A 26443-nucleotide genomic window follows, 5' to 3' on the forward strand; every position below is an offset into this window, starting at 1 on the left:
TTTATACTGTGTCGCAATATTGATACCGGACAATCTCATGTCAGTAAGCGCATTTAACCGACGCTGGGCGGCGGTCATTCTGGAAGCACTCACTCGCCACGGCGTCAGGCATGTCTGCATTGCCCCTGGCTCTCGTTCTACACCGTTGACTCTGGCGGCTGCGGAAAACCCGGCTTTTATTCACCATACTCATTTTGATGAGCGTGGCCTTGGGCATCTGGCCTTAGGTCTGGCAAAAGTCAGCCGGCAGCCTGTCGCTGTGATTGTGACGTCCGGTACGGCGGTGGCAAATTTGTATCCCGCGTTGATTGAAGCGGGCCTGACCGGTGAAAAGCTGATTCTACTCACGGCTGACAGACCTCCTGAGCTTATCGACTGCGGCGCTAACCAGGCGATTCGTCAGGCCGGAATGTTTGCCTCGCATCCATCGCAAACGCTCTCTTTACCGCGCCCGACCCAGAACATTCCGGCTAGTTGGCTGGTATCCACCATTGATAACGCCTTAGCTGCGCTGCATAGCGGGGCGGTTCATATCAATTGCCCATTTGCGGAACCGCTGTATGGCGACATGGACGAAACGGGGATTGACTGGCAGCAGCGCCTTGGCGACTGGTGGCAGGATGATAAACCCTGGTTGCGTGAAGCGCGTCGGCTGGAAAGCGACAAGCAGCGTGACTGGTTTTTCTGGCGACAAAAACGCGGCGTTGTTGTTGCAGGCCGCATGAGCGCGGAAGAGGGCAAAAAGGTTGCGCAGTGGGCGCAGATGCTAGGCTGGCCGCTGATTGGCGATGTTCTGTCGCAAACCGGACAGCCTTTGCCGTGCGCCGACCTGTGGCTGGGAAATGCGAAAGCGGTCACTGAATTACAACAGGCGCAGATTGTGGTGCAGCTTGGCAGTAGCCTGACCGGAAAACGGCTCCTGCAGTGGCAGGCCAGCTGTGATCCGCAGGAATACTGGATTGTCGATAATATCGAAGGCCGCCTTGATCCGGCTCACCATCGTGGGCGCAGGCTGGTAGCTACGGTTGGCGACTGGCTGGAGTTGCATCCGGCGGAGAAACGTCAGCCCTGGTGCGTGGAGATCCCACGCCTGGCGCAACTGGCCTGGCAGGCGGTAGAAGCCCGTCGCGACGCGTTTGGTGAAGCGCAATTAGCCCACCGTATCCGCGAATACTTGCCGGAGCAGGGGCAACTGTTCGTGGGCAACAGTCTGGTGGTGCGCCTGATTGATGCGCTGTCGCAGCTTCCGGCGGGTTACCCGGTCTATAGCAACCGTGGCGCGAGCGGCATTGACGGCCTGCTGTCAACGGCAGCAGGCGTACAGCGCGCCAGCGCGAAATCGACGCTGGCTATCGTCGGCGATTTATCTGCGCTGTATGACCTCAATGCGCTGGCGTTATTGCGCCAGGTTTCCGCGCCGTTTGTCCTGATAGTGGTCAATAATAACGGCGGGCAAATTTTTTCCCTGTTGCCGACGCCAGCAAGCGAACGCGAACGATTCTACCTGATGCCGCAAAACGTGCATTTTGAGCATGCTGCCGCCATGTTTAACCTTAAATACCAGCGCCCGGAAAACTGGGAGCAACTGGAGAGCGCGTTGACTAACGCCTGGCGTACTCCGGCGGCAACGGTGATTGAGCTGGTGGTAAACGAAACTGATGGGGCGCAAACCCTGCAGCAACTGCTGGCGCAGGTAAGCCATCTATGATCCTGCACGCGCAGGCGAAAGTGGGCCAGACGGGATTTCCCTGGCTGGTTTTCCTGCACGGTTTTTCCGGTGATTGTCGGGAATGGCAGACGGTTGGCGAAGCGTTTAAGAATTATTCGCGGCTGTATATCGACCTGCCGGGACATGGTGGCTCCGCTGACATCAGCGTGAGCGGATTCGACGACGTAAGCGCTTTGCTGCGTAACACGTTGCTTAGTTACAACATACTTAAATACTGGCTAGTAGGCTACTCTCTTGGCGGCAGAGTCGCGATGATGGCGGCTTGTCAGGAGATGCCAGGACTGTGCGGTCTGGTGGTTGAAGGTGGACATCCAGGCTTGCAAAGTGAGGAGGCGCGCGTTCAGCGTCGCCTCTCTGATGGTCGCTGGGCTGCGCGTTTTCGCGCTGAGCCGTTGTGCGAGGTGTTTATTGACTGGTATCAACAGCCGGTTTTTTCCTCGCTGAATGCGGCGCAAAGAGAAGCGCTGGTCGCACTGCGTAGCCAGAATAACGGGCATACGCTGGCAGCGATGCTGGAGGCCACCTCGCTAGCCGTACAACCTGATTTACGTGCGCAACTCACTACGCGCACATTTCCGTTTTATTATTTATGTGGTGAACGTGACGATAAATTCCGCGCCCTGGCGGCGGAAATATCCGTACCAAGCCATGTGATTCGTAATGCCGGACACAACGCGCATCGGGACAATCCCGCTGGCGTGGTGGACTGTCTGGCTCAGATTCTGCATCGCTGACTATAGGACATTTTATGATCTATCCTGATGAAACAATGCTTTACGCACCGGTAGAATGGCACGATTGCTCTGAAGGCTACACCGACATTCTCTACGAGAAATCCACCGACGGTATCGCAAAAATCACCATTAATCGTCCGCAGGTACGCAATGCCTTCCGTCCGGTCACCGTGAAAGAGATGATCCAGGCGCTGGCGGATGCTCGCTATGATGACAACATTGGCGTGATTATTCTGACCGGTGCTGGCGACAAAGCGTTCTGCGCAGGTGGCGATCAGAAAGTGCGCGGTGACTACGGCGGATACCAGGATGATTCCGGTGTGCATCACCTGAACGTACTGGACTTCCAGCGCCAGATTCGTACCTGTCCGAAGCCGGTAGTGGCGATGGTTGCAGGCTTTTCCATCGGCGGCGGCCATGTGCTGCACATGATGTGTGACCTGACCATTGCGGCTGAAAACGCCATCTTCGGCCAGACCGGTCCGAAAGTCGGTTCCTTCGATGGCGGTTGGGGTGCCTCTTACATGGCGCGTATTGTCGGTCAGAAAAAAGCGCGTGAAATCTGGTTCCTGTGCCGTCAGTACGATGCGAAGCAAGCGCTGGATATGGGCCTGGTAAACACCGTGGTTCCGCTGGCCGATCTGGAAAAAGAGACCGTACGCTGGTGTCGTGAAATGCTGCAAAACAGCCCGATGGCGTTGCGCTGCCTGAAAGCTGCACTGAACGCCGACTGCGATGGTCAGGCTGGTCTGCAAGAGCTGGCGGGTAACGCCACCATGCTGTTCTACATGACGGAAGAAGGTCAGGAAGGCCGTAACGCCTTTAACCAGAAACGTCAGCCGGATTTCAGCAAATTTAAACGGAATCCGTAATGCGTAGCGCGCAGGTATACCGCTGGCAGATCCCCATGGACGCGGGGGTGATTCTGCGCGACAGGCGGTTAAAAACGCGTGACGGGCTGTACGTTCGCCTTTGTGACGGCGAGCGCGAAGGGTGGGGAGAGATCTCCCCGCTGCCGGGCTTCAGTCAGGAGAGCTGGGAAGAGGCGCAAACCGAGCTGCTGGCCTGGGTCAACGGCTGGCTACAGGGGGATTCTTCCTTACCGCAGCAGCCTTCGGTCGCCTTTGGCGCAAGCTGTGCGCTGGCCGAACTGGCTGGCGTATTGCCAGAAGACGCAGACTACCGTGCGGCACCGCTGTGTACGGGCGATCCTGATGATCTGGTACTGCAACTGGCGGACATGCCGGGTGAAAAAGTAGCGAAGATTAAGGTCGGACTGTATGAAGCGGTTCGCGACGGTATGGTCGCCAACCTGCTGCTTGAGGCTATCCCGGAGCTGCATTTGCGACTTGACGCCAACCGAGCCTGGACGCCGTTGAAAGCCCAGCAGTTCGCGAAGTACGTTAATCCAGAGTACCGTGGGCGCATCGCTTTTCTCGAAGAGCCATGCAAAACCCGCGATGACTCTCGTGCTTTTGCGCGTGAAACCGGCATTGCCATTGCCTGGGATGAAAGCTTGCGTGAAGCGGATTTCATCTTCGAAGCCGAAGAGGGCGTCAAGGCAGTGGTTATCAAACCTACGCTGACGGGCAGTCTCGATAAAGTGCGAGAACAGGTGGAGGCGGCGCATGCACTTGGTCTCACCGCTGTTATTAGTTCGTCGATCGAGTCGAGCCTGGGCTTAACCCAACTGGCGCGAATTGCCGCCTGGCTGACGCCGCAGACCATTCCGGGGCTGGATACCCTGAGCCTGATGCAGTGCCAGCAGGTACGCACCTGGCCGGGTAGCGCATTGCCGTGTATCGATGTTGATGCGCTGGAACGCCTGCTATGACCCAGCGGGAAATGCCCGATAGCGTAAGCATATCGGGCCTGGTACAACCCGATGACTGGCCGTGGCGTCACTGGCGACAGGTTCGTGCAGAGGTGCCTGCTCTACGCCTCAACGATGAAGTATTAAGCTGGAGCGAGCTCTGCACGCGCGTTGACCATCTGGCCAGCGGTTTTGCCGCTCAGGGCGTGGAAGAGGGCGATGGCGTCCTGCTTCGCGCCTGGAATCATCCACGTGCTTTGCTGGCCTGGCTGGCATTGCTGCAATGTGGGGCGCGGGTTTTACCTGTGAACCCACAGCTGCCTCAATCGCTGCTTGACGCGCTGGTCCCGGGCTTAACGCTGCGTTTTGCGCTGGATCTTGAGGCAGCTAATGTTCTCGCGGGACTCCATCCTTTGCAGATGCAGGCAGTGCCAGGCAAGCATGCCGCCGCGTGGTTACCCCAGCGTTTGAGCACGATGACGTTAACCTCAGGTTCTACCGGATTGCCAAAGGCAGCGGTGCATACCTGTCAGGCTCATCTGGCAAGCGCGCAGGGCGTGCTGTCATTAATGCCGTTTGACGCTGAAGATGACTGGCTGCTCTCGCTGCCGCTGTTTCATGTTTCCGGCCAGGGTATTTTGTGGCGTTGGTTGTTTGCCGGGGCACGAATGACCGTGCGCGACAAGCAACCATTGGAGCAAATGCTGGCTGGATGCACCCATGCTTCGTTGGTGCCCACGCAGCTGTGGCGCCTGCTGGTCAACAAAACGGCGGTAACGCTCAAAGCAGTGCTCCTGGGTGGCGCGGCAATTCCTGTTGAATTGACGGAACAGGCGCGCGAGCAAAGGATTCGCTGCTGGTGCGGTTACGGTTTAACGGAGTTTGCTTCTACGGTCTGTGCGAAAGAAGCAGATGGCCTGGCGGATGTGGGGTCGCCCCTGGCAGGCAGAGAAGTCAGAATCGTTGATGGTGAAGTCTGGCTGCGTGCCGCCAGCATGGCGCAAGGTTACTGGCGTAACGGGCAGTTGATTCCTTTAGTAAACGCGGAAGGCTGGTTTGCCACCCGCGATCGCGGGGTGTTGAAGGACGGCAAGTTAACCCTTGTCGGTCGGATGGACAATTTGTTCTTTAGCGGCGGGGAAGGCATACAGCCGGAAGAGGTGGAACGCGTGATTGCTGCACATCCGCATGTTCTGCAAGCCTTCATTGTGCCGATAGAAGACAAAGAGTTTGGTCATCGCCCGGTGGCGGTCGTTGAGTATGACACCAATGCGGGTGACACCAATCTGGCTGAGTGGGTGAAAGATAAGCTGGCCCGCTTTCAGCAACCGGTATGCTGGCTGACATTGCCACCCGAACTAAAATCCGGAGGGATTAAAATCTCTCGTCGTGCGCTGTCAGATTGGGTAAGTGCTTCATTGTTAAAATTAAGCAAACAGTAATTACATTTCTCACTTTCACCATTAAGTCGCTATTGTCATTTTGTTTATCTGCTAAAGTGTAACCTGTTGTGAAATCTTTTAACAAAAGGTGCGCTATGGAATGGCATGTGAAGAAGTCTTGCTGTCACAAAAAAGCAGGCAGGCTCTATATCGTACTTTGTGATAGCGGCGGTTCGCTAAAGATGCTGGCTGAGGCGCAATCTTCCGAGTGGGTTAAGCCCGGAGACCTCCTTTCACCGCTGAAAGATGCACTGTATTGCATTAATCGCGATACCTCACGGTTAATCAAAATAGTTGATGCCAGACAGTACATGTGCGACGAATGGGAACGCCTGTTACGACTGTCTGAAGATAAAAAATCTCAGGGTTGGCGCTGGTGTGAAGGTAAAAAAATCGTCAGTAGCCCTGCCATGATGCACAGCACACCGGCGAGCGCTTTCGCTGAAAATATTCCCTGCCAGCCGGGCAGGATCATTGATGCAACCCACACCAGTACATAGCTCAGGCTGAGCAGGGCATACGCTTTGCTCAGTGCGAGCTGGTGCAGCGCTTTATGCCAGCAAATCACCGACAGTAAATACCCTGCCAGTCCGGCATACAGAGCAAACGCGCCAACGCTAAGAGAGAATACGGCAGAAATGAATTGCTGCGGCTGCAGCATTGGCGGCAGATTATCCATCGCAAAGCCGAGACTCAACTGGGCGGCTGAAGTGATAATAACGCTGCATAATCCCCAAAAGATGCCCATTACACCGCACTCCCAAGAATAAAGATGCCGGTGATGATTAACCCCACTCCCAGCCAGTGGCGCGGGGTGACGGGTTCGCGCCAGATTTTCCAGGCAGCCAGAGTCACCCATACAAAATTAAGACTCAGCATGGGGTAGGCGATGCCGACCGGAATGTTCTGCAGCACCGCCAGCCATAGCAGCATGGCCAGACCGAGACTTGCCAGAGCAAGCCCAATCCATAGCGTAATGTGGCGTTTTCGCGCTCGAACGGGAACGGGTCGCGACGCCTGCTTCTGACATAACTGACCGCAGACGCTGAGCAGACTGGCGAGAACTAAGGCTATCCAGATCATTTCGGCCGATACTGAATCAGGACCAGACGCCCCTGATTATCGATATAGTCAGCGGGAGGGATAGCAAGTCGATTAATATCTTCATCCTTATCGACTGAAAGCACGAGCGTAATGTTTCCTTGCTGACGATGTTGCGCTAACCACTCGGCAAAGTTCCCCCGACCGACAAAACGCCCCTGGGCATCCGGGTAGTTAAGGCCATATTTTAACTCGCCCGTTTGTCCGTACATTATGATGTCGTCACGCTTCAGGCTCCAGGCCAGCCCCGCGGCGACGCCAACGCTGTCGGTGAGAATATAACGGCTCGACTCCAGCGACTCTTTGGTCATCTCGACAAAAAATTGTGGCTGTTTAGATTCCATCACCCGGTCAGGAATGGAGAAACCAAACAACAGTGCCAGGCCTAATGGACACAGCGCTGCGAACGTCCAGTTCTTCTCTCGGTTATTTAGCGTATACCAGCCAAAGAGCGTCCAGATGATAAAAATGCCCCACGCACAAAACACTTTATAGGTTTCGATATGCGACCAGACCGGCGTCTTTAATGGACCCAGAGTAGATACAATAAACGTGGCGACAATGCCGGTCACTCCGAACAGAACGTTGATCCAGCCATTCACGCGCAGCGCGGTTGCGCCTTTTTCCGCGGCCTGCAGGCCGAAACGCGCCGTCAATATTGCCAGCGGCGCGAAGCAGGAAAGAATATAGGTCGGCAGTTTTCCTTTCGCGATGCTGAAAAACAGAATTGGCATGATAAGCCAGCTTAGCAGGTACAGTGCGCTGCGCGGAACATCCCGTTCACGCCAGCCCGTACGCAGCGCGCCGGGGAGCAGCCCGAGCCACGGTAATGCGCCAGCCACCAATACCGGAATGTAGTACCAGACGGGGGCCTTATGTTGGGCATCCTCCTGCGCGAAGCGTTGAATATGCTCGACCCAGAAGAAGTAATGCCAGAAATCCGGCTCACGCCGGGCAATCGCTATTCCCCAAGGCAGCACAGTCACGATGCAACCGACTACTGCCAGCAGACCGTAGATAATGAGATCTTTCCAGCGCTTTTGTACGAAAACCCACGGCAGTACGCTGAGCACAGGAACGGCGAGTGCCAGGAAACCCTTGGTCATCACGCCCATGCCGCAGGTTAACCCTAACAGCAGAAAGGCGGTAATTTTGCGCGTTCTGCTGGTGGCTTGCATCCCCTCCCAAAAGCAGCACATGCCCGCCATTAGCCAGAGCGCAATGATGGGATCAAGTACCGCGTAGGTGCCGATGCTGTAAACCGAAAAAAACGTTAAAAAGATAACCGAAGAGAGTACGGCGGTGCGCTTATCCCGCCACAACCGCATGGCTAGCCAGGCTACCATTAGCGCCGTCAGCAAAGTGGCAAAGATGGCTCCTGCTCTGACGCCGAAATTATTGGTGCCAAACAGCCATTGCCCGATGCTGTTTAACCAGTATCCGGCAATCGGTTTTTCAAAATATCGCAGCCCTAAAAAGTGCGGAACGATCCCGTCGCCAGAGGTCAGCATTTCCCGACTGATTTCGGCATAGCGCGTTTCATCAGGCTGCCACAGCAGGCGACTGTTGATGGGGAGAATAAAATACAGCGCAATAAAAGCGATAAATGCCAGGGTGTAGCGGACAGTATGTTTCATCTTGTCACACTCACCGGTTGTTGGCGGCCGACCCATCCCTCTCTGCCGGGTATTTTGCCACGCACGATCTGCCCTGTTGGCAGCGAACTGACATCGTCCGGTAACAGGTCGCCGAGCGGGCAAAATGTTATCCCCATGTCTGCGGCGCGAGTAAGCAGCTCGTCAAAATTCTGCTGAAAGGCGATGCCTTCAACTTCCGCATGAATGGTATACACCGGTGTTCCTCTGCTCATCTGGATGTGGGAGAGAATGTAAGCGTTGAAGTCCACCGCCTGGACTTCCTGACCAACCACTTCATCCCAGGTGGGTAGCGTGACGGGAATTTGCGGCGTACCTGTTTTCCCGGACGTCAGCACCGGACGGAATAACGACGTTCCCCGACAGTCGCTGTTATAACGCAGATGGAACGTTTCTTTGGCGTGGACGACGCGATCGTCGGCACGCCATCCGGCAACGGCAGAACAAGTGACGGGTTGTCCGATAAGAGTTTCAAGGGCCGTGATGCCTCGTGAAATATCATCAATCAGCTGTTTGTCATTCCAGTTTCCGCTTCGCGCCTGCCAGGCATGGTGATCCCAGGCATGCAGACCGGTTTCATGAAGCAGGGCGGTTTGCGCAATGATCGCCGCGTTGGCCTGGCCGATCTCTTTTCCCGGCCAGGCGGTTCCCGCCAGCAATATATCCCATCCGTAAAGTGATGCGGCGTTTGAGCGCAGCATCTTCCACAGAAATTGTGGTTTCACAAGACGCCAGAGGTGGCGTCCCATGTTGTCCGGTCCAACGCTAAAGAAAAAACTTGCCCGCACGTTATGTCGGTTCAATGTCTCCAGCAGGCGGGGTACGCCTTCGCGCGTCCCCCTGAAAGTATCGACATCTATGCGCAAGCCGACTTGGGTCATGATGTGTGTTCCGTGATATTCACACTGCGTAAGAAGAAGTCCAGCGTCTCTTCTACCGTTTCCTGCATCTCAATGGTGGGCTCCCAGTTCAGGCAGCGTTTCGCATTGCGGATGTTGGGCTTACGATGTTCAACGTCTTGATAACCTTTACCATAGTAGCTGCTGCTTTCGACGTCACGGAAACCGGCAAACGGCGGGAAGTGGTTACGCAATGGATGTTTTTCAAAGCAGGTAAGCAGCATTTCTGCCAGTTCCTGAATACTCGCTTCGTTCTGCGGATTACCGATGTTGATAATCTCACCGTCGCAGCGTCCGCCTTCGTTTTCAATGATGCGGTACAGGGCTTCGATACCATCCCGAATGTCGGTAAAGCAGCGTTTTTGCTTGCCGCCTTCAATCAGCTTAATCGGTGAACCTTCCACCAGATTGAGGATCAGTTGGGTAATGGCGCGTGAGCTGCCGATACGCGCGGCGTTAAGGCTGTCCAGACGCGGTCCCATCCAGTTAAATGGCCGGAACAGGGTGAAACGCAATCCCTCTTTTTCGCCGTATGCCCAGATTACGCGGTCCAACAACTGCTTGGAAACGGAGTAGATCCAGCGTGGTTTATTCACCGGACCGACGATCAGATTCGAGCTGTCCTCATCGAAAACTTTGTCGGTACACATGCCGTAGACTTCGGACGTTGACGGGAAAATGATGCGCTTGCGGTATTTCACGCAGTAGCGAATGATTTTCAGGTTCTCTTCAAAATCGAGCTCAAATACGCGCAACGGGTTGCGGGTATATTCGATTGGCGTTGCGATCGCCACCAGCGGCAGCACGACGTCGCATTTTTTAACATGGTATTCAATCCATTCGGAGTGAATGCTGATGTCGCCTTCGACGAAGTGGAATCGCGGATGCTGCAGAAAACGTCCAATGGCGTCACTGCCAATATCGAGCCCATACACTTCGTAATGATCTTCTTGCAGCAGGCGTTCGGTCAGATGGTTACCAATGAAGCCATTAACGCCGAGGATCAGCACACGGGTGCGGCATTTGCTGGTGGCAACCGACTGGCTGTTCAGGCGAGAACCTGGTACCAGGCCCAAAACCTGAGCCAGTTGCGAGCCTTGCATTGCAATACCATCGCCAGCTTGTCCGGTAATAATTTCCAGGGCGCTATCGCCACAGGCGATCAGCAAAGGAGAAACGGAGATGACGGTACCCGGTTGGGCCGCTGAGTTATTTACGCAAACGCGCGATGACCAGACGGTGAACTTTTGTGTGCCGACATAGCTATATGCGCCCGGCCACGGATCGCTGACGGCGCGGACCTGGTTATGCAACTCCGCGGCAGGTGTGTTCCAGTCGAGGAAGCTATCTTCCGGTGTACGGCGACCAAAACAGGTAGCATCTGCTTCCTGTTGGGGGCGTTCTGCATAATCCCCGGTTTTAATCGCGGGCAGTGCCTGTTCCAGCAGGTGACGCGCAGCCTGACACAATTTATGGTGCAGCGTTAACGCCACGTCATCTGGCGAAATAGCGACGCGCTGCTGGGCAATAATGGCACCAGCATCCGCGCGTTTGACCATGCGGTGAAGCGTGACGCCGGTTTCGGTTTCGCCATTGACCAATACCCAGTTCAGCGGCGCGCGACCACGGTATTTCGGCAGCAACGAACCGTGCAGATTAAAAGCTCCCGCAGGCGCAAGACTGAGGATCTCATCACTCAGTAAATGACGATAGTAGAACGAGAAGATAACATCCGGCGCCAGTTGGCTAATGCGTTCAATCCACAAGGGATGATTGACCTCGTCCGGGGCGTAAACCGGAATTCCGGCGCTGGCGGCAAGGCGGGAAACCGAACCAAAAAATGCTTTTTCGCCCGGATTATCGGTGTGCGTAAAAATGGCAGCGATTTCATAACCGGCATCCAACAAAGCCTGGACACCCTGACATCCCATATCGTGATAGGCAAATACGATGGCTTTCATGCGCGGTTTTCCTCGGTTGGCTGCGTGGTTTGTGGGCGGATAACGTGTTGAACAAAATAGCGGGGGCGGGCGCGGACATCGTTATAGATGCGACCGATATATTCGCCGAGTAAACCCATGCCAATAAACTGTGCGCCGATAAAGGTAAACAGGACGGCAAACAGCATGAATACCCCTTCCGCGGCCCACTGTGGACCGAGCGTCAGACGCAGAACCACAAGCAGGATAGACAAGGTAAAGCCAGTGGCGGCGATTACGCTGCCCAACAGGCTCAACATACGAAGTGGCGTTGTGGTCAGACAGGTCACCAGGTCATACATCAGGTTGATCAGACGCATAAAGCTGTATTTGGAGTCACCAAATTCTCGCTCTGCATGGTGTACCGGGATTTCCGTAGCGCGCCGGGCAAAAATGTTGGCCAGAATCGGGATAAAGGTACTGCGCTCCTGGCAATGCAGCATGGCATCGACGATGTGGCGGCGATAAGCGCGTAACATGCAACCGTAGTCGCCCATCGCTTTACCGGTGGTGCGCTGAATCAGATGGTTAATCATTCGCGATGCGGTCTTACGAAATACGCTGTCCTGACGGTTCTGACGTACCGTGCCGACCACATCGAAGCCTTCATCTGCGGTGGCGACCAGCCGTGGGATCTCCTCCGGCGGGTTTTGCAAATCGGCATCCAGTGTGATGATCACGTCGCCGGTGACATGACTGAAACCGGCCATAATCGCCGAGTGTTGCCCGTAATTGCGATTCAATAAAATAGAAACAATATGACTGTTCGGTGCCAGGGAAGCGTCCATCATCAGCTGTGCGGAATGGTCGCTGCTGCCGTCATCAATTAGCAAAATTTCATAGTCTTTGCCCAATTTTTCGCAGGCAGCGCTGGTGCGTCTGATTAACTCCGGCAAACTTTCCTGTTCATTAAAAACGGGAATGACCACCGAGACTTTTTTGATCGGTGCTGCTTCAAACATGGTTATTGTCCTGCAATCTCGCGAAGTGCCGTAATTACCCGCTGGGTGTCATTGGCGGTCATGTCGGGGAATAACGGCAGTGAGCAAATGCGCGCGCTATTCCATTCTGTATTAGGGAGCGAAAGGGTAGTGAAGCGTTCGCGGTAATATTTTTGCGTATGGGCCGCACGAAAATGCAGACCGGTGCCGATATTTTTGGCCTTTAACGTCTCCATTAAGGCATCTCTGCTCAGACCGCAGCGGGCTTCGTCAACGCGAATGATGAACAGGTGCCAGGCGTGAACGTGCGCCCACTGGGGCAGACTCAGTGGTTGGAATGGCGTATCGGCCAGCGCCTGTTGATACTCGCGGGCAATTTGCGCCCGGCGTGAGTTCAGGTGTTCCAGTTTATTTAGCTGTACCAACGCAATGGCGGCGTTGATATCCGTGAGGTTGTACTTGTACCCTGGCGCAAGAACTTCGGCCTGCGGCGCCCGGCCATAGGTTTGTCGATCAAAGGCATCAACGCCCAGACCGTGAAACTTCAGGCTGCGAAGCCGTTGGGCAAGCTGGCTGTCGTCGGTAACGATCAACCCGCCTTCGGCGCAGGTAATATTTTTGATGGCGTGAAACGAGAATATTGCCGTGCCGCGCGCGCCGACATGACGACCTTTATACAACGTCCCTACGGCGTGGGCCGCATCTTCTATAATCGGAATGCCATAGCGTTCGCCAATGGCATAAATCGCGTCCAGGTCGGCGGGGGCGCCTGCGTAATGTACCGGAATAATGGCTTTGGTTCGCGGGGTGATGGCGGCCTCAATTTGCTCCGGTGTGACCATGAGCGTATCGCGGTCGACGTCGATCATGACTGGCGTCGCACCCAGCAGGACAATCATGTTGAGGGTAGAAACCCACGTCATTGACGGTGTAATGACCTCATCGCCTGCACCGATGTCCAGCGCCATCAGCGTGATGTGCATACCTGCCGTAGCGGAGCAGACGGCGACGGCGTGTTGATTTCCCGTGAGCTGGCAGAAGGCTTCTTCCAGCTGTTGATTTTTCGGGCCGGTGGTTATCCATCCAGAGTCCAGAACCGTCTTCACAGCAGCAAGTTCTTCAGCCCCCATTGCCGGGCGAGAGAAAGGCAAAAAGTCAGACATCATTATTCCTTCAAGCCATTTAACGCCACCGACGTTTTATTTTTAGTGATAAACAGGGGCGTCGTTAATTATTTCATCAGGCTTCAAAGGGTAATGACGGAAGGTTAATTTATCCTTAAGAGTTTAAGGTTTGGGAAAGAGAGAGGAATAGCGTGTTTTTATTTATCTTAATGAAAAAAAGATCATGTAGGTTCTTGAGTAGTTTGGGCGACATTGCTGTTATCTGCAGACTGATGAGCGCAATGCCGCTATTAAGAATGTTAATTATATGCCGTTATTAAAATGATGATTTACAGTAACCCTTTCAAGGTTAACGTTTTACGCGTGGCGATATTTAAATCGTAGGAGCCGAGATCTTCCGCTTTAACCCAGGCGAATGCCTGGAATTCTTCATTAATCTTCACTTCACGATTAGCCGCCACACAATCGAAGATGAGATAAATCATATAAATCTCTTCCTGACTGCCATCGGCGTACGTTTTGGTGCGAACATCGTCACTGAAGGTCCATGGCGTAATATCTGATAACACCAGTTGTTCGCCCAGCTCTTCTCTTACTTCACGGCGCAAAGCTTCTTCAATACGTTCACCCGGTTCAACGCCGCCGCCAGAAAGCGCCCACTGACCGGGGAACACACCGCGGTCGTCAGCCATTTTGCACAGTAAATAACAGCCATCGTTTTGAATTAATGGGCAAACAATTGTTCTTTGGCGCATAAGTCGAATCCTTGTAGGGGGAGGTATAGAAAATTCCATCGTGCATGCATCTTACCTTTTGCTGGCGGTAGAAAAAACGCTTCATCGACGAATAACGCCGCTTTGGCAGGGAAAACAGGATGTTTGTAGAAAATGGCGTTCTGCTGCCATCAGTGGCGTAATTGCTACAAGAATTTAACCTTATCTAAATCTTGTGAGTAGTATTTGCTTACAATATGTTATTGCATCGCTTTTTTAGTGCATTGATTCCTCGTGATCTGACAGTACAATTCACCGGTTTTGGGGCTATGTTTTGATTCTTGCTGGAAAGGATAGAAAATGAAAAAAAGTTTAATGTTGGGTTTTGCCGGAATGCTGTTTGTTTCCGCGTCGGCGAGCGCGATTAGCATCAGCGGCCAGGCTGGCGAAGACTACACCAACCTGAGTTTCGGTATGGGTACTGAGACCACCGGTCTGGCCGTCAGCGGTAACTGGATGCATAACGATGACGACGGCGATGCGGCCGGTCTGGGACTGGGTCTGAATATTCCTCTCGGTCCGCTGCTGGCAACGGTCGGTGGGAAAGGCATTTATACTAACCCGAATGATGGTGACGAGGGTTACGCGGCGGCGGTCGGTGGCGGTTTGCAGTGGCCGATTGGCGACAGCCTCCGCCTGTTTGGTGAGTATTATTACTCTCCCGATTCTCTTTCCAGCGGTATCGACAGCTATGAAGAAGCGAATGCAGGTGCGCGTCTGACCATTATGCGTCCGCTGAGCATTGAAGCCGGTTATCGCTACCTGAACCTGGCAGGCAAAGACGGTAACCGCGATAACGCGATTGCTGACGGCCCGTACGTTGGGGTTAACGCGAGTTTCTGATTTTTCCGGCGCGGCGTTCAGTCGCGCCTTCCCCCCTCCATGCGTTATAGTGTTTTCATCATAAAAGCAGGAGAACACGATGTTAAACGTGGAGATGCTATCCACCGGGGATGAAGTGTTGCACGGACAAATCGTCGACACGAATGCCGCCTGGCTGGCCGATTTTTTCTTTAATCAGGGGTTACCGCTAACCCGTCGCAACACGGTAGGCGACAATCTTGATGATTTGGTCGCCGTTTTGCGTGAGCGTAGCGAACATGCCGATGTACTGATCGTTAACGGCGGTCTGGGACCAACCAGCGATGATTTGAGCGCGCTGGCGGCGGCCACGGCAAAAGGTGAAGGGCTGGTGCTGCATGAAGCATGGCTCGCCGAGATGGCGCGTTATTTCCGCGATCGTGGACGCGTGATGGCACCGAGTAACCGCAAACAGGCTGAGCTACCTGCCAGCGCGGAATTCATCAATAATCCGGTAGGAACCGCGTGTGGGTTTGCCCTGAAGCTTAACCGCTGCCTGATGTTCTTTACCCCAGGAGTGCCATCAGAATTTAAAGTTATGGTTGAGCATGAGATCCTGCCGCGTTTGCGTGAGCGTTTTTCGCTGTCTCAACCCCCGCTATGCCTGCGATTAACCACCTTTGGTCGTTCTGAAAGCGAGCTGGCGCAGAGCCTGGATCCGCTGCAATTGCCTCCGGGAGTGACAATGGGCTACCGCTCGTCAATGCCGATTATCGAACTAAAGCTGACCGGGCCGGATTCCCAACGGGAAGCGATGCTGGCGCTGTGGCCAGAAGTTAAGCGGGTTGCCGGGCAGAATATGATTTTCGAAGGTACGGAAGGTTTACCCGCGCAAATCGCCCGCACGTTGCAGGAACGGCAATACAGCCTGACGCTAAGCGAACAATTCACCGGTGGTCTGGTGGCGCTGCAGCTTTCGCGCGCGAATGCTCCGCTGTTGGCGAGCGAAGTGGTTCCGCCCCAGGAAGAAACGCTGGCGCAAACGGCACACTGGATAACCGAACGACGCGGCAACCATTATGCCGGGCTGGCGTTGGCGGTATCGGCTTTCGAAAACGAACATATTAACTTTGCGCTGGCAACGCCTGATGGAACGCATGCCTTACGCGTACGGCTGAACGCTAATCGTTATAGTTTGTCGGTGCGTCAGGAAGTGTGTGCAATGATGGCGCTCAATATGCTGCGCCGTTGGCTCAACGGGCAGGATATTGCCAGCGAACACGGTTGGATAGAAGTGGTTGAATCCCTGACGCTGCCTTCCTGACTTGCACTCTCTCACGCGCTTGTTATGGGAAGGCATTCTGGCCTTCCCGTTATCAGTCCAACCTGTTGTACTCTCTGTAAAAAAATCCGTGCGTTAGTTCACAATTATGCTCGTTTTTTCTCCAGCCAGCTGGAAGAACGAGAGGATTTGATGCGCTTCACAATTTTAACCCCCTTAACCTACCACACTGATTCCAGTATCTCAGACTGGAGTCCAGTATGTTGGAATCAAGCAAAGTTCCCGCGCTCACCAGGGCGATCGAAATACTCAATCTCATTGCGCGTATCGGCCCATGTAGCGCCGCCACCATCATAGAGGCGCTGGGTATTCCAAAAAGCACCGCGTACCTGTTACTTAACGAACTGAAGCGTCAGCGCTTTATCAGCATTGATCATCAGGAAAATTACTGCCTGTGGACCAAGCTGGTTGAGCTGTCCGGGCATGCGCTGAGCAAGATGGATTTACGTGAACTGGCGCGTCCCCGGCTGACACAGCTGATGGATGAGACAGGGTTACTTTGCCATCTCGGGATCATCGACCACGAAAGCGCGTATTACATTCTGAAAGTGGAATCGTCATCCACTATCAGCGTGCGCTCCCACGAAGGGAAAAGTCTTTCGCTCTATCGCTCGGGTATTGGCAAATGCCTGCTGGCCTGGCAACCGGCAGCCGCACGAAAAGCCATTATTGAACAGCTGATATGGGAACAGGCAACGCCGACCACTATCACCAGGCCACAGCAGTTGAATGATGAGCTGGAGCGTATTCGACAGCGTGGATGGAGCTTTGATAATGGCGAAGATTATCCCGATGTTCGCTGCGTCGCAGCGCCTGTTTTTAACGCTAACAATGAACTGACCGCCGCGATTTCAGTGGTCGGCACTCGTCTGCAAATTAACGAAGAGAACCGTGATTATCTGGCCGGTAAAGCGATTGCCTGCGCCAGGGATATTTCACGCCTGTTGGGATGGAAAAGTCCCTTCGACTCACTCGCTTCATAAAAAGGAGAACACCATGACCCTACCTAAAATTAAACATGTTCGTGCCTGGTTTACCGGTGGCGCTACGGCGGATAAAGGCGCTGGCGGCGGCGACTATCACGATCAGGGGGCTAACCACTGGATTGACGATCATATCGCCACGCCAATGAGCAAATATCGTGAATATGAGCAATCGCGCCAGTCCTTTGGCATCAACGTATTAGGAACACTGATTGTTGAAGTGGAAGCTGAAAACGGACAGACCGGTTTTGCTGTTTCCACGGCAGGGGAGATGGGGTGCTTTATTGTGGAAAAGCATCTCAATCGTTTTATTGAAGGGAAATGCGTCAGTGATATCAAACTCATTCACGACCAGATGCTGGGCGCAACGATGTACTACTCCGGCTCCGGCGGTCTGGTGATGAACACCATCTCGTGCGTGGATCTGGCGCTGTGGGATCTGTTTGGCAAAGTGGTGGGGTTACCGGTCTACAAGCTACTGGGCGGCGCGGTACGCGACGAAATTCAATTCTACGCGACCGGTGCGCGCCCTGATCTGGCGAAAGAGATGGGCTTTATTGGCGGCAAAATGCCAACCCATTGGGGGCCGCACGACGGGGATGCGGGGATCCGCAAAGATGCGGCAATGGTAGCCGACATGCGTGAGAAATGCGGTCCGGATTTCTGGTTGATGCTCGATTGCTGGATGAGTCAGGACGTGAACTATGCCACCAAACTGGCCCATGCCTGCGCACCGTCCAACCTGAAGTGGATCGAAGAGTGTCTGCCGCCGCAGCAGTATGAAGGTTATCGCGAGCTGAAACGTAACGCCCCGGCGGGGATGATGGTCACCAGCGGTGAACACCACGGGACGCTGCAGTCCTTCCGCACGCTCTCAGAAACCGGCATCGATATCATGCAGCCGGATGTGGGCTGGTGCGGTGGGTTAACCACGCTGGTGGAAATTGCCGCTATTGCTAAATCGCGCGGACAGCTGGTGGTGCCGCATGGTTCCTCGGTTTACTCGCACCATGCGGTGATCACGTTCACCAATACCCCGTTCAGCGAGTTTTTGATGACCAGCCCGGATTGTTCAACGATGCGCCCACAGTTTGATCCGATCCTTCTGGACGAACCGGTACCCGTCAATGGCCGCATTCATAAGTCGGTGCTCGACAAACCAGGATTTGGCGTCGAGCTTAACCGCGACTGCAATCTGAAGCGCCCTTATAGCCACTAATGACCAGTGCGTTGCCAATACCATGGCAACGCCCTCATTTCTTTGAGGATCTTGCTATGAGTACCACGTTACTTGATGGTGTGGTGAAGAAAAACCGCGCCCGTTTGATTCCCTTTATGCTGGCGCTGTATGTGCTGGCGTTTCTTGACCGCTCGAACATCGGTTTTGCCAAAGAGACCTATCAGATTGATACCGGTCTGAGCAACGAAGCTTATGCGTTGGGCGCGGGGATTTTCTTTGTGGTTTACGCCTTTCTGGGGGTTCCTGCCAACCTGTTGATGCGTAAATTTGGTGCCAGAACCTGGATTGGTACCACCACGTTGCTGTGGGGATTCCTCTCTGCGGCGATGGCATGGGCGGATACTGAATCGAAATTTCTGATTATCCGTACTCTGCTGGGGGCGGCAGAGGCGGGCTTCTTCCCCGGTATGATCTACCTGACGTCCCAGTGGTTCCCCCAGCGTAACCGCGCCAGCATCATGGGGCTGTTCTACATGGGGGCGCCGCTGGCGTTAACCCTGGGATCGCCGCTTTCCGGTGCGCTGTTGGAGATGCACGGCTTTATGGGGCATCCAGGGTGGTTCTGGATGTTCGTTATCGAAGGTTTACTGGCGGTAGGCGCGGGCATTTTCACCTTCTTCTGGCTGGATGATACCCCGCAGCAGGCGCGTTTCCTGAGCGCGGAGGAAAAGGCTGTGCTCATTAGCCAGTTGACAAGTGAAGAGGAAAAAAAGGTTACTTCACGCCTGTCGGATGCGCTGCGTAATGGCCGTGTCTGGCAACTGGCGATTATCTATCTGACGATCCAGGTGGCGGTGTATGGCCTGATCTTCTTCCTGCCAACTCAGGTTGCTGCGTTGTTAGGGACAAAAGTGGGCTTTACGGCTTCGGTCGTGGCGGCAATACCGTGGGTGGCGGCGCTGTTTGGTACCTGGCTTATTCCCCGTTACTCCGATCGCACCGGCGACCGGCGTAATGTTGCCGCGCTGACGCTGCTGGCGGCAGGAATCGGCATTGGCCTTTCCGGGCTGGTTTCACCGGTACTGGCGATTGTGGCGCTCTGCGTCGCGGCGGTCGGTTTCATTGCGGTACAGCCGGTGTTCTGGACGATGCCAACGCAACTTCTTTCCGGGACAGCTCTGGCGGCGGGGATCGGCTTCGTCAACCTGTTTGGTGCCGTCGGCGGCTTTATTGCTCCCATTCTGCGCGTCAAAGCCGAAACGGTGTTTGCCAGCGATGCGGCGGGCCTGCTGGTCCTCGCGGGCGTCGCGATTATTGGCTCGCTAATCATCTTTACGCTGAGTGTGAACCGTTCAGTTTCACAAGCAGGCGCTGCGCATCATTAATCTTATCTACGTTGTAAGGATCGTTATGAACGCATTGTTATCAAATCCCTTCAAAGAAGGATTACGCAAAGGGGAAGTCCAGGTCGGCCTGTGGCTCAGTTCGACCACCTCCTACATGGCGGAGATTGCCGCGACGTCGGGCTATGACTGGCTGCTGATTGATGGAGAACACGCGCCGAACACGGTGCAGGATCTTTACCATCAGTTGCAGGCGATTGCGCCTTATGCCAGCCAGCCTGTGGTTCGCCCGGTGGAGGGCAGTAAAGCGTTGATCAAGCAGGTGCTGGATATTGGCGCGCAGACGCTGCTTGTCCCGATGGTCGACAGCGCAGAGCAGGCGCTTCAGGTGGTTTCCGCGACTCGTTATCCACCGCTCGGCGAGCGTGGTGTCGGCGCCAGCGTGGCACGGGCGGCGCGCTGGGGGCGTATCGACAATTATATGGCCCAGGCTAATGAATCACTCTGCCTGCTGGTACAGGTCGAAAGCAAAGCGGCACTGGATAATCTGGATGCCATTCTGGACGTTGACGGTATTGACGGTGTCTTTATTGGCCCGGCGGATCTTTCTGCGTCGTTGGGCTATCCGGATAATGCCGGACACCCGGAGGTGCAGCGGATCATTGAGCAAAGCATTCGCCGTATCCGCGCAGCCGGAAAAGCAGCCGGTTTCCTCGCTGTTGACCCAGCAATGGCGCATAAATGTCTGCAATGGGGAGCAAATTTTGTCGCGGTAGGCGTGGATACCATGCTTTATACCGAAGCGCTGGATCGCAGGCTGGCAATGTTTAAATCAGGACCGGCAATTCAACCGCTGAAAAGTAGTTATTAGGTGCTAAAGCCCGGTAGCCAACGCCACCGGGCAACAGAATTAACCTAACGCTTTGGCAAGCAGGGTGATGGGGTGTTCGCAGCGCTTACTGGTAGACATCTCAATCTGCCATTTACAGGTTTCGCAGTCGGTGACGACGATATCAGCGCCGCTGTCTTCAATCTGGCGGAACAGCGGTGCGCCAATGGATTGCGATGTCGGGTAGTTTTCCTTTTTAAAGCCGTATGTCCCGGCAATCCCGCAACATTGCGAGTCCAGCACCGATAGCTCCAGCCCTGGAATTTGTCGTAGCAGTTCCAGCGTGTAGAGCGTCCAGCCCATTTTCTCCATGTGGCATGGCGTGTGGTAGACCACTTTCAGCGGCAGCGTTTTCAGCGGCAGCGTTTTGCCTTCATCCAGCTTGCGCCACAGCCAGCGGGTTGCCAGTTCAATGTGTTCGCGTAGACCTGAGTTGTCGACGTCCAGCACTTCCGGATATTCATCACGCAGTGCAAAGGTGCAGGTTGATGAGGTGGCGATCACCGGAATGCCTTTACCGTCAATTGCTTCTCTGAGCGAGGCCACGTTGCTCACCGCCTGCTTACGCGCTTTATCGGTAAAGCCGTTGGCAATCAGCGGTACGCCGCAGCATTTCTCTTTGCTCAGCAGTTGCACCCCAGTTCCCATCGCATTCAACACTTTGATCAGGTCTTTGCCGAGCTGCGGATGGTTATAATTCACAAAACAGCCGTGGAAAAAGGCAACCTGATCCTGATATTGCGCTTGCTGTGCGGCAACGCTGCGATACCAGCGGCGGAAGGTACCGAAAGAGTACTTCGGCAGCGTACGGCGATGGTCGATTTTTAGCGCGTAATCCAGCAGCTGACGCACCGGCTTGAGTGAGGTGGCGGTATTCACTATCGGGGCGAACGGTGTGGACACGCTACCCATCAAATCGGTATGGCTTAAGACAAAGTTACGCAGCGACGGACGCGTTGTGTCGTATTTGGCGCGCGCGCGTTGGATGATATCGCCAATCTTCACATCTGACGGACAGGCTACTTCGCAACGCTTACAGTTGATGCAGTATTTCAGCGCATCGTCATATAACGCGCCATCTTTCAGGCGCAGACGCTCACCGTCCGGTCCGGCCTGTTTAGGACCAGGGTAGTTCGGATTGACGCGACTTACCGGGCAGGCCGTGGTGCACACCGTGCATTTGATACAACTTTCAAAACGTGTGTCGCTCATTGCTGGCCTCCTGCACGTTTCGCAATATGATGTGCGGCGTGTAAGGCGCTAACAGCGCACACGCCGCCTCCGCAACCCTGGGCGATAGGGTCGAATCCGCCGAGAACGGAACCGATGGCATACATGTTCTCTATCGTTTGTCCCGCCAGCGACGGGCGCAGCCCGGCATCGGTCGTAACGCCAAACTGCTGCCACGGTTGTGGGTCGAAGACGTCACGCTCATACCACTCGGCGCGCGTGGCGGTTTGCTGTACATCCAGCCCCAGGATAGGTTCGTAGATGGCCTCACGCGTGGCGACCAGCCCGCTGCTGAAGAAGCTGCCGCTGGCGAGCACGGCGAAACGTGGCCGCAAAGGAATATCGGCATGATTACGGGTCCAGATTTCGCTGACTACGCCGTCCTGACAGGTGATTTTCTTCACTTCATCACCCGGCATCCAGACGCCGCCCTGGCGCACAAACTGGCGCTGCAATTTGTTATGCAAACGCATACCCAGTACCGAAGGCGGTAGGGTCGGTAACAGCGTCAGCGAGCAGGGGAGGCGCTCGTTAAGCCATTGCCAGAGCTGTTCATCCGCCAGACCGAAGCAGGCCGGCATAATTATCATGTCGCAGGTTTTTGCTACTGGCAGTAAAGCGTCATAGAGCAGCGACCATTTATCTTCGTTATCCAGCAGGCGCGCAATATTGACGGCGCGAAACTCGGTCGGGTTATCACGCAGGACATCCAGCTCAGGCAGATCGATTTCTGCCGTCTCGACGCTGAGATTGCGTTGACGCAGTGACGCCGCGGCGAGATGTGCCTGAAAATCCAGTAAACCGCTAATACCTACAACGCAGATACGCTGCGCGGACAGCGGCCAGACCGGAACTTCCGGGGAACTTAACCAGGTTGAGCGTAGCGTTCCCAGCGGGGTGATGCGTTGATGTGACTGATGTACCTTGCCTTGCAAATGCGTTCCGCATTCTTCGAGAAGATTTTGCGCCTGCTGGGCCAGCTCCAGGACGTTGTGCGTTCCGATGGTGCTGTACGGGTGCGCGGGTGCCTGAGTGCGCAGCGCATTCAGGCCTGCTTCTATATCCGTCACCGGTTGGCCATCGGGTAAGTTGCTGAGCAAATCCAGTGAGCCGGAGGAGAAATGCAGGGCGCTTTGGCCGCGAGTGACAATCGTGCAGCGTAAACCGCTTTTTTGCAGTTGCAGGCCGCACAGTAGTCCGGCCAGGCCGCCGCCGATAATGACGGTATCAAATTTCATCCTGGTGCTCCTTTTCCAGACCGCACAATCCCTGATAGACCCAGCGTGTGAATTCGCTTTCGCGCAGCGCATCTCCCCAGGCGATAGGCTGCACGCCTTTCCAGCGTTCATTGAGGAAATCGGAAAGCTGAGTGATAGATTGCGCGGCGGTGGTGACATTAAAACGTTGCAGCAAACCTGCGGCGCGGCAGGCACACAATTCGCCCTGGCAGGTCCCCATTCCAACACGGGTACGGCGACGCAAATCCAGCAGGCTGTTGACGGTCAAATTCTCGACGGCGTACTGCACTTCACCTGCAGTGACCGCTTCGCATTCACAGACCAGGCTGCGGTGCTGACGACCTTCGCTAAGCCACGCAGGGGTGCGATCGCCGTGACGGTAGACCGCTGAGCCGCGCAGTGGCGCGGGCAACGAGATCACGCGTTTGAGCGTATGCTCGGTCGATTCTTGTGAGCCAGGCAGCGCCGTGTCTGCCGTTGTGCAAGGTTGGGTATTGCCCAGCTTACGGCAAACGGCATCGGTGGCCCACTCTGCCATCAGGCGGTAGGTCATCAATTTGCCGCCAGTAATGGTGATAAACCCGTCCAGTCCGTCACGCTGGGCGTGATCGAACAGTACAATCCCACGACTGACGTTACGGCCACTTGGATCGTCGTCGCTGGCTACCAGAGGACGCACGCCGGAGTAGGCGCGTAAAATGCGCGTTTTCGCCATAATCGGCGCCAGTTTTTCGCCTTCACGCAGCAGTATATCGACCTCTTCTGCGGTGACGCGGTTGCTGTCGATATCATCGTAATCGATGTGCTGTGAGGTGGTGCCAATCAGCGAAATGGTATCACCGGGCACCAGGATATCGGCGTCAGATGGCTTACGACAGCGGTTGATGACATGCTGGTTAATGCGGTGATCCATAATCAGCAGCGAACCTTTGGCCGGGAACATACGGATGCTCAGGTCGGCATATTCCGCAATGCGCTGGCCCCAGATCCCGGCGGCGTTGACGACTACCGGTGCATGCAGAGACTGCATCTCCCCCGTCAGATGATTGCGTACGTTCACGCCGCAAACCGTTGCCCCTTCACGAATCAGTCCCGTCACTTCGTGCGCCGTTAAGATTACTGCGCCATGCTCACGCGCATCCAGCATGTTGGCGGCGGTTAAGCGGAAAGGATCAACCGTGCCGTCCGGCACTTTTACCGCGCCAATCAGCTGTGGGTTGACGGAAGGTTCGATAATGCGCGCCTGCTTAGGGTCAATGGCTTCTGCGCGAATACCGGCCTCTTCACAGGCGCGAATAAAGGTTGCCTGGAAGGAGAGTTCATCTTCCGGCAGGGTAATAAACAGACCGTCCGTCGGCTCAACGCAATGACGGGCGATACGTTTGAGAATTTGGTTTTCGCTGATGCACTCCCGGGCAGATTCAGCGTCGGTGACGGCGTAGCGTGCACCGCTGTGCAGCAGACCGTGGTTACGTCCGGTCGCCCCTGTGGCGATATCGTGGCGTTCCACTAAGATGACGCGCAACCCGCGCAGCGCACAATCGCGTGCGATCCCTGCACCTGTTGCTCCTCCACCAATGATAATCACGTCACTTGTTTGCGAGTCGCGAATTTTCATTGTTTTTCCTCACAGTTCGTTTTTTATCATTTAGCCACATAAAAAACATGGATTGTTTGATTTCGCGCATAATCGCTCATTATTCGAAAATGAAACGTGATTTCGTGCGCCTTTATGAACATTTGTCATAAATCTGTAACAATATGTGCAGCGTTTCACATTTTTGTTATGTATCTTTCCTTAACATCGCGGCCACACTGGGAGCGGTAGGGTAGTAATGACGAACTGCAGTGTTTACTTCGAATGAAAGACGGCCACGGAGGCTACACTATGTTGAGCATTTTTAAACCAGCGTCACACACGGCGCGTTTGCCTGCAGCGGAGATCGACCCGACATATCGTCGATTACGTTGGCAGATCTTTCTGGGGATATTCTTTGGCTATGCCGCGTACTATCTGGTACGTAAGAACTTTGCCCTTGCGATGCCGTATCTGGTTGAGCAAGGTTTCTCGCGTGGCGATCTGGGTTTTGCGTTATCCGGTATCTCCATTGCTTACGGATTTTCGAAATTCATCATGGGGTCCGTTTCGGATCGCTCGAATCCGCGCGTTTTCCTGCCAGCGGGTCTGATTCTGGCCGCCGCTGTCATGTTGTTCATGGGCTTTGTGCCGTGGGCGACTTCGAGCATTGCGGTTATGTTTGTGCTGCTGTTCCTCTGCGGATGGTTCCAGGGAATGGGTTGGCCGCCGTGTGGTCGTACCATGGTGCACTGGTGGTCGCAGAAAGAGCGTGGGGGCATTGTTTCCGTCTGGAACTGTGCGCACAACGTGGGCGGTGGTCTGCCTCCTCTGTTGTTCCTGCTGGGTATGGCCTGGTTCAATGACTGGAAAGCGGCGCTGTACATGCCTGCTTTCGGTGCGATCGTCGTCGCGCTGTTTGCTTTTGCTCTGATGCGTGATACGCCGCAGTCTTGTGGCCTGCCGCCTATCGAAGAGTACAAGAACGACTACCCGGACGATTACAACGAGAAAGCGGAAGAAGAGCTGACTGCGAAGCAGATCTTCATGCAATACGTACTGCCGAACAAACTGTTGTGGTACATCGCTATCGCCAACGTGTTTGTTTATCTGCTGCGCTACGGCATCCTGGACTGGTCCCCGACCTATTTGAAAGAAGTGAAACATTTCGCGCTGGATAAATCATCCTGGGCCTACTTCCTGTATGAATATGCGGGTATTCCGGGCACGCTGCTGTGCGGCTGGATGTCGGATAAAGTCTTCCGTGGCAACCGTGGTGCGACCGGCGTGTTCTTTATGACGCTGGTGACTATCGCGACTATCGTCTACTGGATGAACCCGGCAGGCAACCCGAACGTGGATATGGCTTGTATGATCATCATCGGCTTCCTGATCTACGGTCCGGTAATGTTGATTGGTCTGCATGCGCTGGAACTGGCACCGAAAAAAGCGGCGGGTACGGCGGCTGGCTTTACCGGTCTGTTCGGTTATCTCGGCGGTTCCGTAGCGGCGAGCGCTATTGTTGGCTATACCGTTGACTTCTTCGGTTGGGACGGCGGCTTTATGGTGATGATTGGCGGTAGCGTGCTGGCAGTTATTCTGCTGGTGGTCGTCATGATTGGCGAAAAACGCCATCACGAAGAGATCGCACTGAAGCGTAACGGGGGCTAA

At 54.8% G+C, this 26443-nt stretch carries 23 protein-coding genes and 1 pseudogene; 13 read left to right on the top strand and 11 right to left on the bottom strand.

Annotated features, from left to right (window positions below):
* The first annotated feature begins 37 nt into the window (after nt 1-37).
* The 6 genes and pseudogenes from menD to pmrD all read left to right on the top strand — a co-directional run.
* The gene (gene menD, locus OGW44_RS10850) at nt 38-1708 is read left to right on the top strand and encodes a 2-succinyl-5-enolpyruvyl-6-hydroxy-3-cyclohexene-1-carboxylic-acid synthase (protein WP_049042370.1); all 1671 of its coding nucleotides are present in this window, start codon (nt 38-40) and stop codon (nt 1706-1708) included.
* Nucleotides 1705-2463, top strand: coding sequence for a 2-succinyl-6-hydroxy-2,4-cyclohexadiene-1-carboxylate synthase (gene menH, locus OGW44_RS10855; RefSeq protein WP_101700092.1), 759 nt, complete (start codon nt 1705-1707; stop codon nt 2461-2463). The genes menD and menH overlap by 4 nt, the downstream gene beginning before the upstream one ends.
* Before the next feature lie 14 nt (nt 2464-2477).
* A complete protein-coding gene (gene menB, locus OGW44_RS10860; RefSeq protein WP_003027671.1) occupies nt 2478-3335 on the top strand; it encodes a 1,4-dihydroxy-2-naphthoyl-CoA synthase in 858 nt (285 codons plus the stop codon).
* Nucleotides 3335-4297, top strand: coding sequence for an o-succinylbenzoate synthase (gene menC, locus OGW44_RS10865; protein ID WP_016157036.1), 963 nt, complete (start codon nt 3335-3337; stop codon nt 4295-4297). Before menB ends, menC begins: the two co-directional genes overlap by 1 nt.
* On the top strand, nt 4294-5718 hold the full coding sequence (menE, locus tag OGW44_RS10870) for an o-succinylbenzoate--CoA ligase (RefSeq protein WP_016157035.1): 1425 nt from the start codon (nt 4294-4296) through the stop codon (nt 5716-5718). Before menC ends, menE begins: the two co-directional genes overlap by 4 nt.
* A 95-nt stretch (nt 5719-5813) precedes the next feature.
* A pseudogene (gene pmrD / locus OGW44_RS10875) lies at nt 5814-6074 on the top strand (signal transduction protein PmrD); the annotation flags it as partial.
* 5 nt (nt 6075-6079) lie between these two features.
* Here the strand turns inward: pmrD and arnF are convergent.
* The 8 genes from arnF to nudI all read right to left on the bottom strand — a co-directional run bounded on the left by arnF (nt 6080) and on the right by nudI (nt 14172).
* A complete protein-coding gene (arnF, locus tag OGW44_RS10880) occupies nt 6080-6466 on the bottom strand; it encodes a 4-amino-4-deoxy-L-arabinose-phosphoundecaprenol flippase subunit ArnF (RefSeq protein ID WP_016153820.1) in 387 nt (128 codons plus the stop codon).
* Complete coding sequence (arnE, locus tag OGW44_RS10885; protein ID WP_016153819.1) at nt 6466-6801, bottom strand: 4-amino-4-deoxy-L-arabinose-phosphoundecaprenol flippase subunit ArnE; 336 nt, start codon at nt 6799-6801, stop codon at nt 6466-6468. The genes arnF and arnE overlap by 1 nt, the downstream gene beginning before the upstream one ends.
* Nucleotides 6798-8456 (bottom strand): lipid IV(A) 4-amino-4-deoxy-L-arabinosyltransferase, encoded by a 1659-nt coding sequence (gene arnT, locus OGW44_RS10890; RefSeq protein ID WP_185654872.1) that lies wholly within the window; start codon nt 8454-8456, stop codon nt 6798-6800. Before arnT ends, arnE begins: the two co-directional genes overlap by 4 nt.
* On the bottom strand, nt 8453-9355 hold the full coding sequence (gene arnD / locus OGW44_RS10895) for a 4-deoxy-4-formamido-L-arabinose-phosphoundecaprenol deformylase (RefSeq protein ID WP_019077280.1): 903 nt from the start codon (nt 9353-9355) through the stop codon (nt 8453-8455). The genes arnT and arnD overlap by 4 nt, the downstream gene beginning before the upstream one ends.
* Nucleotides 9352-11334, bottom strand: a complete 1983-nt coding sequence (gene arnA, locus OGW44_RS10900; RefSeq protein WP_185654871.1) for a bifunctional UDP-4-amino-4-deoxy-L-arabinose formyltransferase/UDP-glucuronic acid oxidase ArnA — start codon at nt 11332-11334, stop codon at nt 9352-9354. Before arnA ends, arnD begins: the two co-directional genes overlap by 4 nt.
* Nucleotides 11331-12314 carry an undecaprenyl-phosphate 4-deoxy-4-formamido-L-arabinose transferase gene (gene arnC, locus OGW44_RS10905; RefSeq protein WP_016157031.1) on the bottom strand — a complete coding sequence of 328 codons (984 nt, stop codon included), beginning with the start codon at nt 12312-12314 and terminating at the stop codon, nt 11331-11333. Before arnC ends, arnA begins: the two co-directional genes overlap by 4 nt.
* Before the next feature lie 2 nt (nt 12315-12316).
* Nucleotides 12317-13456 carry a UDP-4-amino-4-deoxy-L-arabinose aminotransferase gene (gene arnB / locus OGW44_RS10910; protein WP_016157030.1) on the bottom strand — a complete coding sequence of 380 codons (1140 nt, stop codon included), beginning with the start codon at nt 13454-13456 and terminating at the stop codon, nt 12317-12319.
* 290 nt (nt 13457-13746) lie between these two features.
* Nucleotides 13747-14172: a nucleoside triphosphatase NudI gene (gene nudI / locus OGW44_RS10915; RefSeq protein ID WP_016153813.1), complete on the bottom strand. Its 426-nt coding sequence runs from the start codon at nt 14170-14172 to the stop codon at nt 13747-13749.
* A 318-nt stretch (nt 14173-14490) separates the two neighbouring features.
* Here nudI and OGW44_RS10920 point away from each other — a divergent pair, with 318 nt between their 5' ends.
* From OGW44_RS10920 to yfaU, 6 genes are all read left to right on the top strand, one after another.
* The gene (locus tag OGW44_RS10920) at nt 14491-15033 is read left to right on the top strand and encodes a YfaZ family outer membrane protein (protein WP_016157029.1); all 543 of its coding nucleotides are present in this window, start codon (nt 14491-14493) and stop codon (nt 15031-15033) included.
* A 79-nt stretch (nt 15034-15112) separates the two neighbouring features.
* Entirely contained in the window at nt 15113-16315 is a 1203-nt protein-coding gene (locus tag OGW44_RS10925; protein WP_016153811.1) for a nicotinamide mononucleotide deamidase-related protein YfaY, read from the top strand.
* Nucleotides 16316-16533: 218 nt separating this feature from the next.
* A complete protein-coding gene (locus tag OGW44_RS10930; RefSeq protein ID WP_016153810.1) occupies nt 16534-17316 on the top strand; it encodes an IclR family transcriptional regulator in 783 nt (260 codons plus the stop codon).
* Between the two features lie 13 nt (nt 17317-17329).
* Entirely contained in the window at nt 17330-18535 is a 1206-nt protein-coding gene (rhmD, locus tag OGW44_RS10935; RefSeq protein ID WP_016153809.1) for an L-rhamnonate dehydratase, read from the top strand.
* Between the two features lie 56 nt (nt 18536-18591).
* Nucleotides 18592-19881: an MFS transporter gene (locus OGW44_RS10940; protein WP_016153808.1), complete on the top strand. Its 1290-nt coding sequence runs from the start codon at nt 18592-18594 to the stop codon at nt 19879-19881.
* Nucleotides 19882-19906: 25 nt separating this feature from the next.
* Nucleotides 19907-20710, top strand: a complete 804-nt coding sequence (gene yfaU / locus OGW44_RS10945) for a 2-keto-3-deoxy-L-rhamnonate aldolase (RefSeq protein WP_185654870.1) — start codon at nt 19907-19909, stop codon at nt 20708-20710.
* Between the two features lie 39 nt (nt 20711-20749).
* Here the strand turns inward: yfaU and glpC are convergent, their stop codons facing one another.
* From glpC to glpA, 3 genes are read right to left on the bottom strand one after another with little or no spacing between them, the layout of a single operon-like run.
* Nucleotides 20750-21940, bottom strand: coding sequence for an anaerobic glycerol-3-phosphate dehydrogenase subunit GlpC (glpC, locus tag OGW44_RS10950; RefSeq protein ID WP_137380911.1), 1191 nt, complete (start codon nt 21938-21940; stop codon nt 20750-20752).
* Nucleotides 21937-23196, bottom strand: a complete 1260-nt coding sequence (glpB, locus tag OGW44_RS10955) for a glycerol-3-phosphate dehydrogenase subunit GlpB (RefSeq protein ID WP_046275944.1) — start codon at nt 23194-23196, stop codon at nt 21937-21939. Before glpB ends, glpC begins: the two co-directional genes overlap by 4 nt.
* Nucleotides 23186-24814: an anaerobic glycerol-3-phosphate dehydrogenase subunit A gene (glpA, locus tag OGW44_RS10960; protein WP_016157025.1), complete on the bottom strand. Its 1629-nt coding sequence runs from the start codon at nt 24812-24814 to the stop codon at nt 23186-23188. Before glpA ends, glpB begins: the two co-directional genes overlap by 11 nt.
* 270 nt (nt 24815-25084) lie before the next feature.
* Here glpA and glpT point away from each other — a divergent pair, with 270 nt between their 5' ends.
* Nucleotides 25085-26443 (top strand): glycerol-3-phosphate transporter, encoded by a 1359-nt coding sequence (glpT, locus tag OGW44_RS10965; protein WP_016153802.1) that lies wholly within the window; start codon nt 25085-25087, stop codon nt 26441-26443.

This window comes from Citrobacter sp. Cb023 (assembly GCF_030336805.1).
Classification (GTDB): domain Bacteria; phylum Pseudomonadota; class Gammaproteobacteria; order Enterobacterales; family Enterobacteriaceae; genus Citrobacter; species Citrobacter braakii.

What these genes read in the sequence shown, in the direction of transcription:
- menD (WP_049042370.1), top strand. Translation starts at nt 38, where the DNA reads ATGTCAGTAAGCGCATTTAACCGACGCTGGGCGGCGGTCATTCTGGAA.
- OGW44_RS10920 (WP_016157029.1), top strand. Translation starts at nt 14,491, where the DNA reads ATGAAAAAAAGTTTAATGTTGGGTTTTGCCGGAATGCTGTTTGTTTCC.
- menH (WP_101700092.1), top strand. Translation starts at nt 1,705, where the DNA reads ATGATCCTGCACGCGCAGGCGAAAGTGGGCCAGACGGGATTTCCCTGG.
- glpA (WP_016157025.1), bottom strand. Translation starts at nt 24,814, where the DNA reads ATGAAAATTCGCGACTCGCAAACAAGTGACGTGATTATCATTGGTGGA.
- yfaU (WP_185654870.1), top strand. Translation starts at nt 19,907, where the DNA reads ATGAACGCATTGTTATCAAATCCCTTCAAAGAAGGATTACGCAAAGGG.
- glpC (WP_137380911.1), bottom strand. Translation starts at nt 21,940, where the DNA reads ATGAGCGACACACGTTTTGAAAGTTGTATCAAATGCACGGTGTGCACC.
- menB (WP_003027671.1), top strand. Translation starts at nt 2,478, where the DNA reads ATGATCTATCCTGATGAAACAATGCTTTACGCACCGGTAGAATGGCAC.
- arnF (WP_016153820.1), bottom strand. Translation starts at nt 6,466, where the DNA reads ATGGGCATCTTTTGGGGATTATGCAGCGTTATTATCACTTCAGCCGCC.
- arnE (WP_016153819.1), bottom strand. Translation starts at nt 6,801, where the DNA reads ATGATCTGGATAGCCTTAGTTCTCGCCAGTCTGCTCAGCGTCTGCGGT.
- arnD (WP_019077280.1), bottom strand. Translation starts at nt 9,355, where the DNA reads ATGACCCAAGTCGGCTTGCGCATAGATGTCGATACTTTCAGGGGGACG.
- menC (WP_016157036.1), top strand. Translation starts at nt 3,335, where the DNA reads ATGCGTAGCGCGCAGGTATACCGCTGGCAGATCCCCATGGACGCGGGG.
- OGW44_RS10940 (WP_016153808.1), top strand. Translation starts at nt 18,592, where the DNA reads ATGAGTACCACGTTACTTGATGGTGTGGTGAAGAAAAACCGCGCCCGT.
- glpB (WP_046275944.1), bottom strand. Translation starts at nt 23,196, where the DNA reads ATGAAATTTGATACCGTCATTATCGGCGGCGGCCTGGCCGGACTACTG.
- arnC (WP_016157031.1), bottom strand. Translation starts at nt 12,314, where the DNA reads ATGTTTGAAGCAGCACCGATCAAAAAAGTCTCGGTGGTCATTCCCGTT.
- rhmD (WP_016153809.1), top strand. Translation starts at nt 17,330, where the DNA reads ATGACCCTACCTAAAATTAAACATGTTCGTGCCTGGTTTACCGGTGGC.
- OGW44_RS10930 (WP_016153810.1), top strand. Translation starts at nt 16,534, where the DNA reads ATGTTGGAATCAAGCAAAGTTCCCGCGCTCACCAGGGCGATCGAAATA.
- menE (WP_016157035.1), top strand. Translation starts at nt 4,294, where the DNA reads ATGACCCAGCGGGAAATGCCCGATAGCGTAAGCATATCGGGCCTGGTA.
- arnA (WP_185654871.1), bottom strand. Translation starts at nt 11,334, where the DNA reads ATGAAAGCCATCGTATTTGCCTATCACGATATGGGATGTCAGGGTGTC.
- OGW44_RS10925 (WP_016153811.1), top strand. Translation starts at nt 15,113, where the DNA reads ATGTTAAACGTGGAGATGCTATCCACCGGGGATGAAGTGTTGCACGGA.
- glpT (WP_016153802.1), top strand. Translation starts at nt 25,085, where the DNA reads ATGTTGAGCATTTTTAAACCAGCGTCACACACGGCGCGTTTGCCTGCA.
- arnB (WP_016157030.1), bottom strand. Translation starts at nt 13,456, where the DNA reads ATGTCTGACTTTTTGCCTTTCTCTCGCCCGGCAATGGGGGCTGAAGAA.
- arnT (WP_185654872.1), bottom strand. Translation starts at nt 8,456, where the DNA reads ATGAAACATACTGTCCGCTACACCCTGGCATTTATCGCTTTTATTGCG.
- nudI (WP_016153813.1), bottom strand. Translation starts at nt 14,172, where the DNA reads ATGCGCCAAAGAACAATTGTTTGCCCATTAATTCAAAACGATGGCTGT.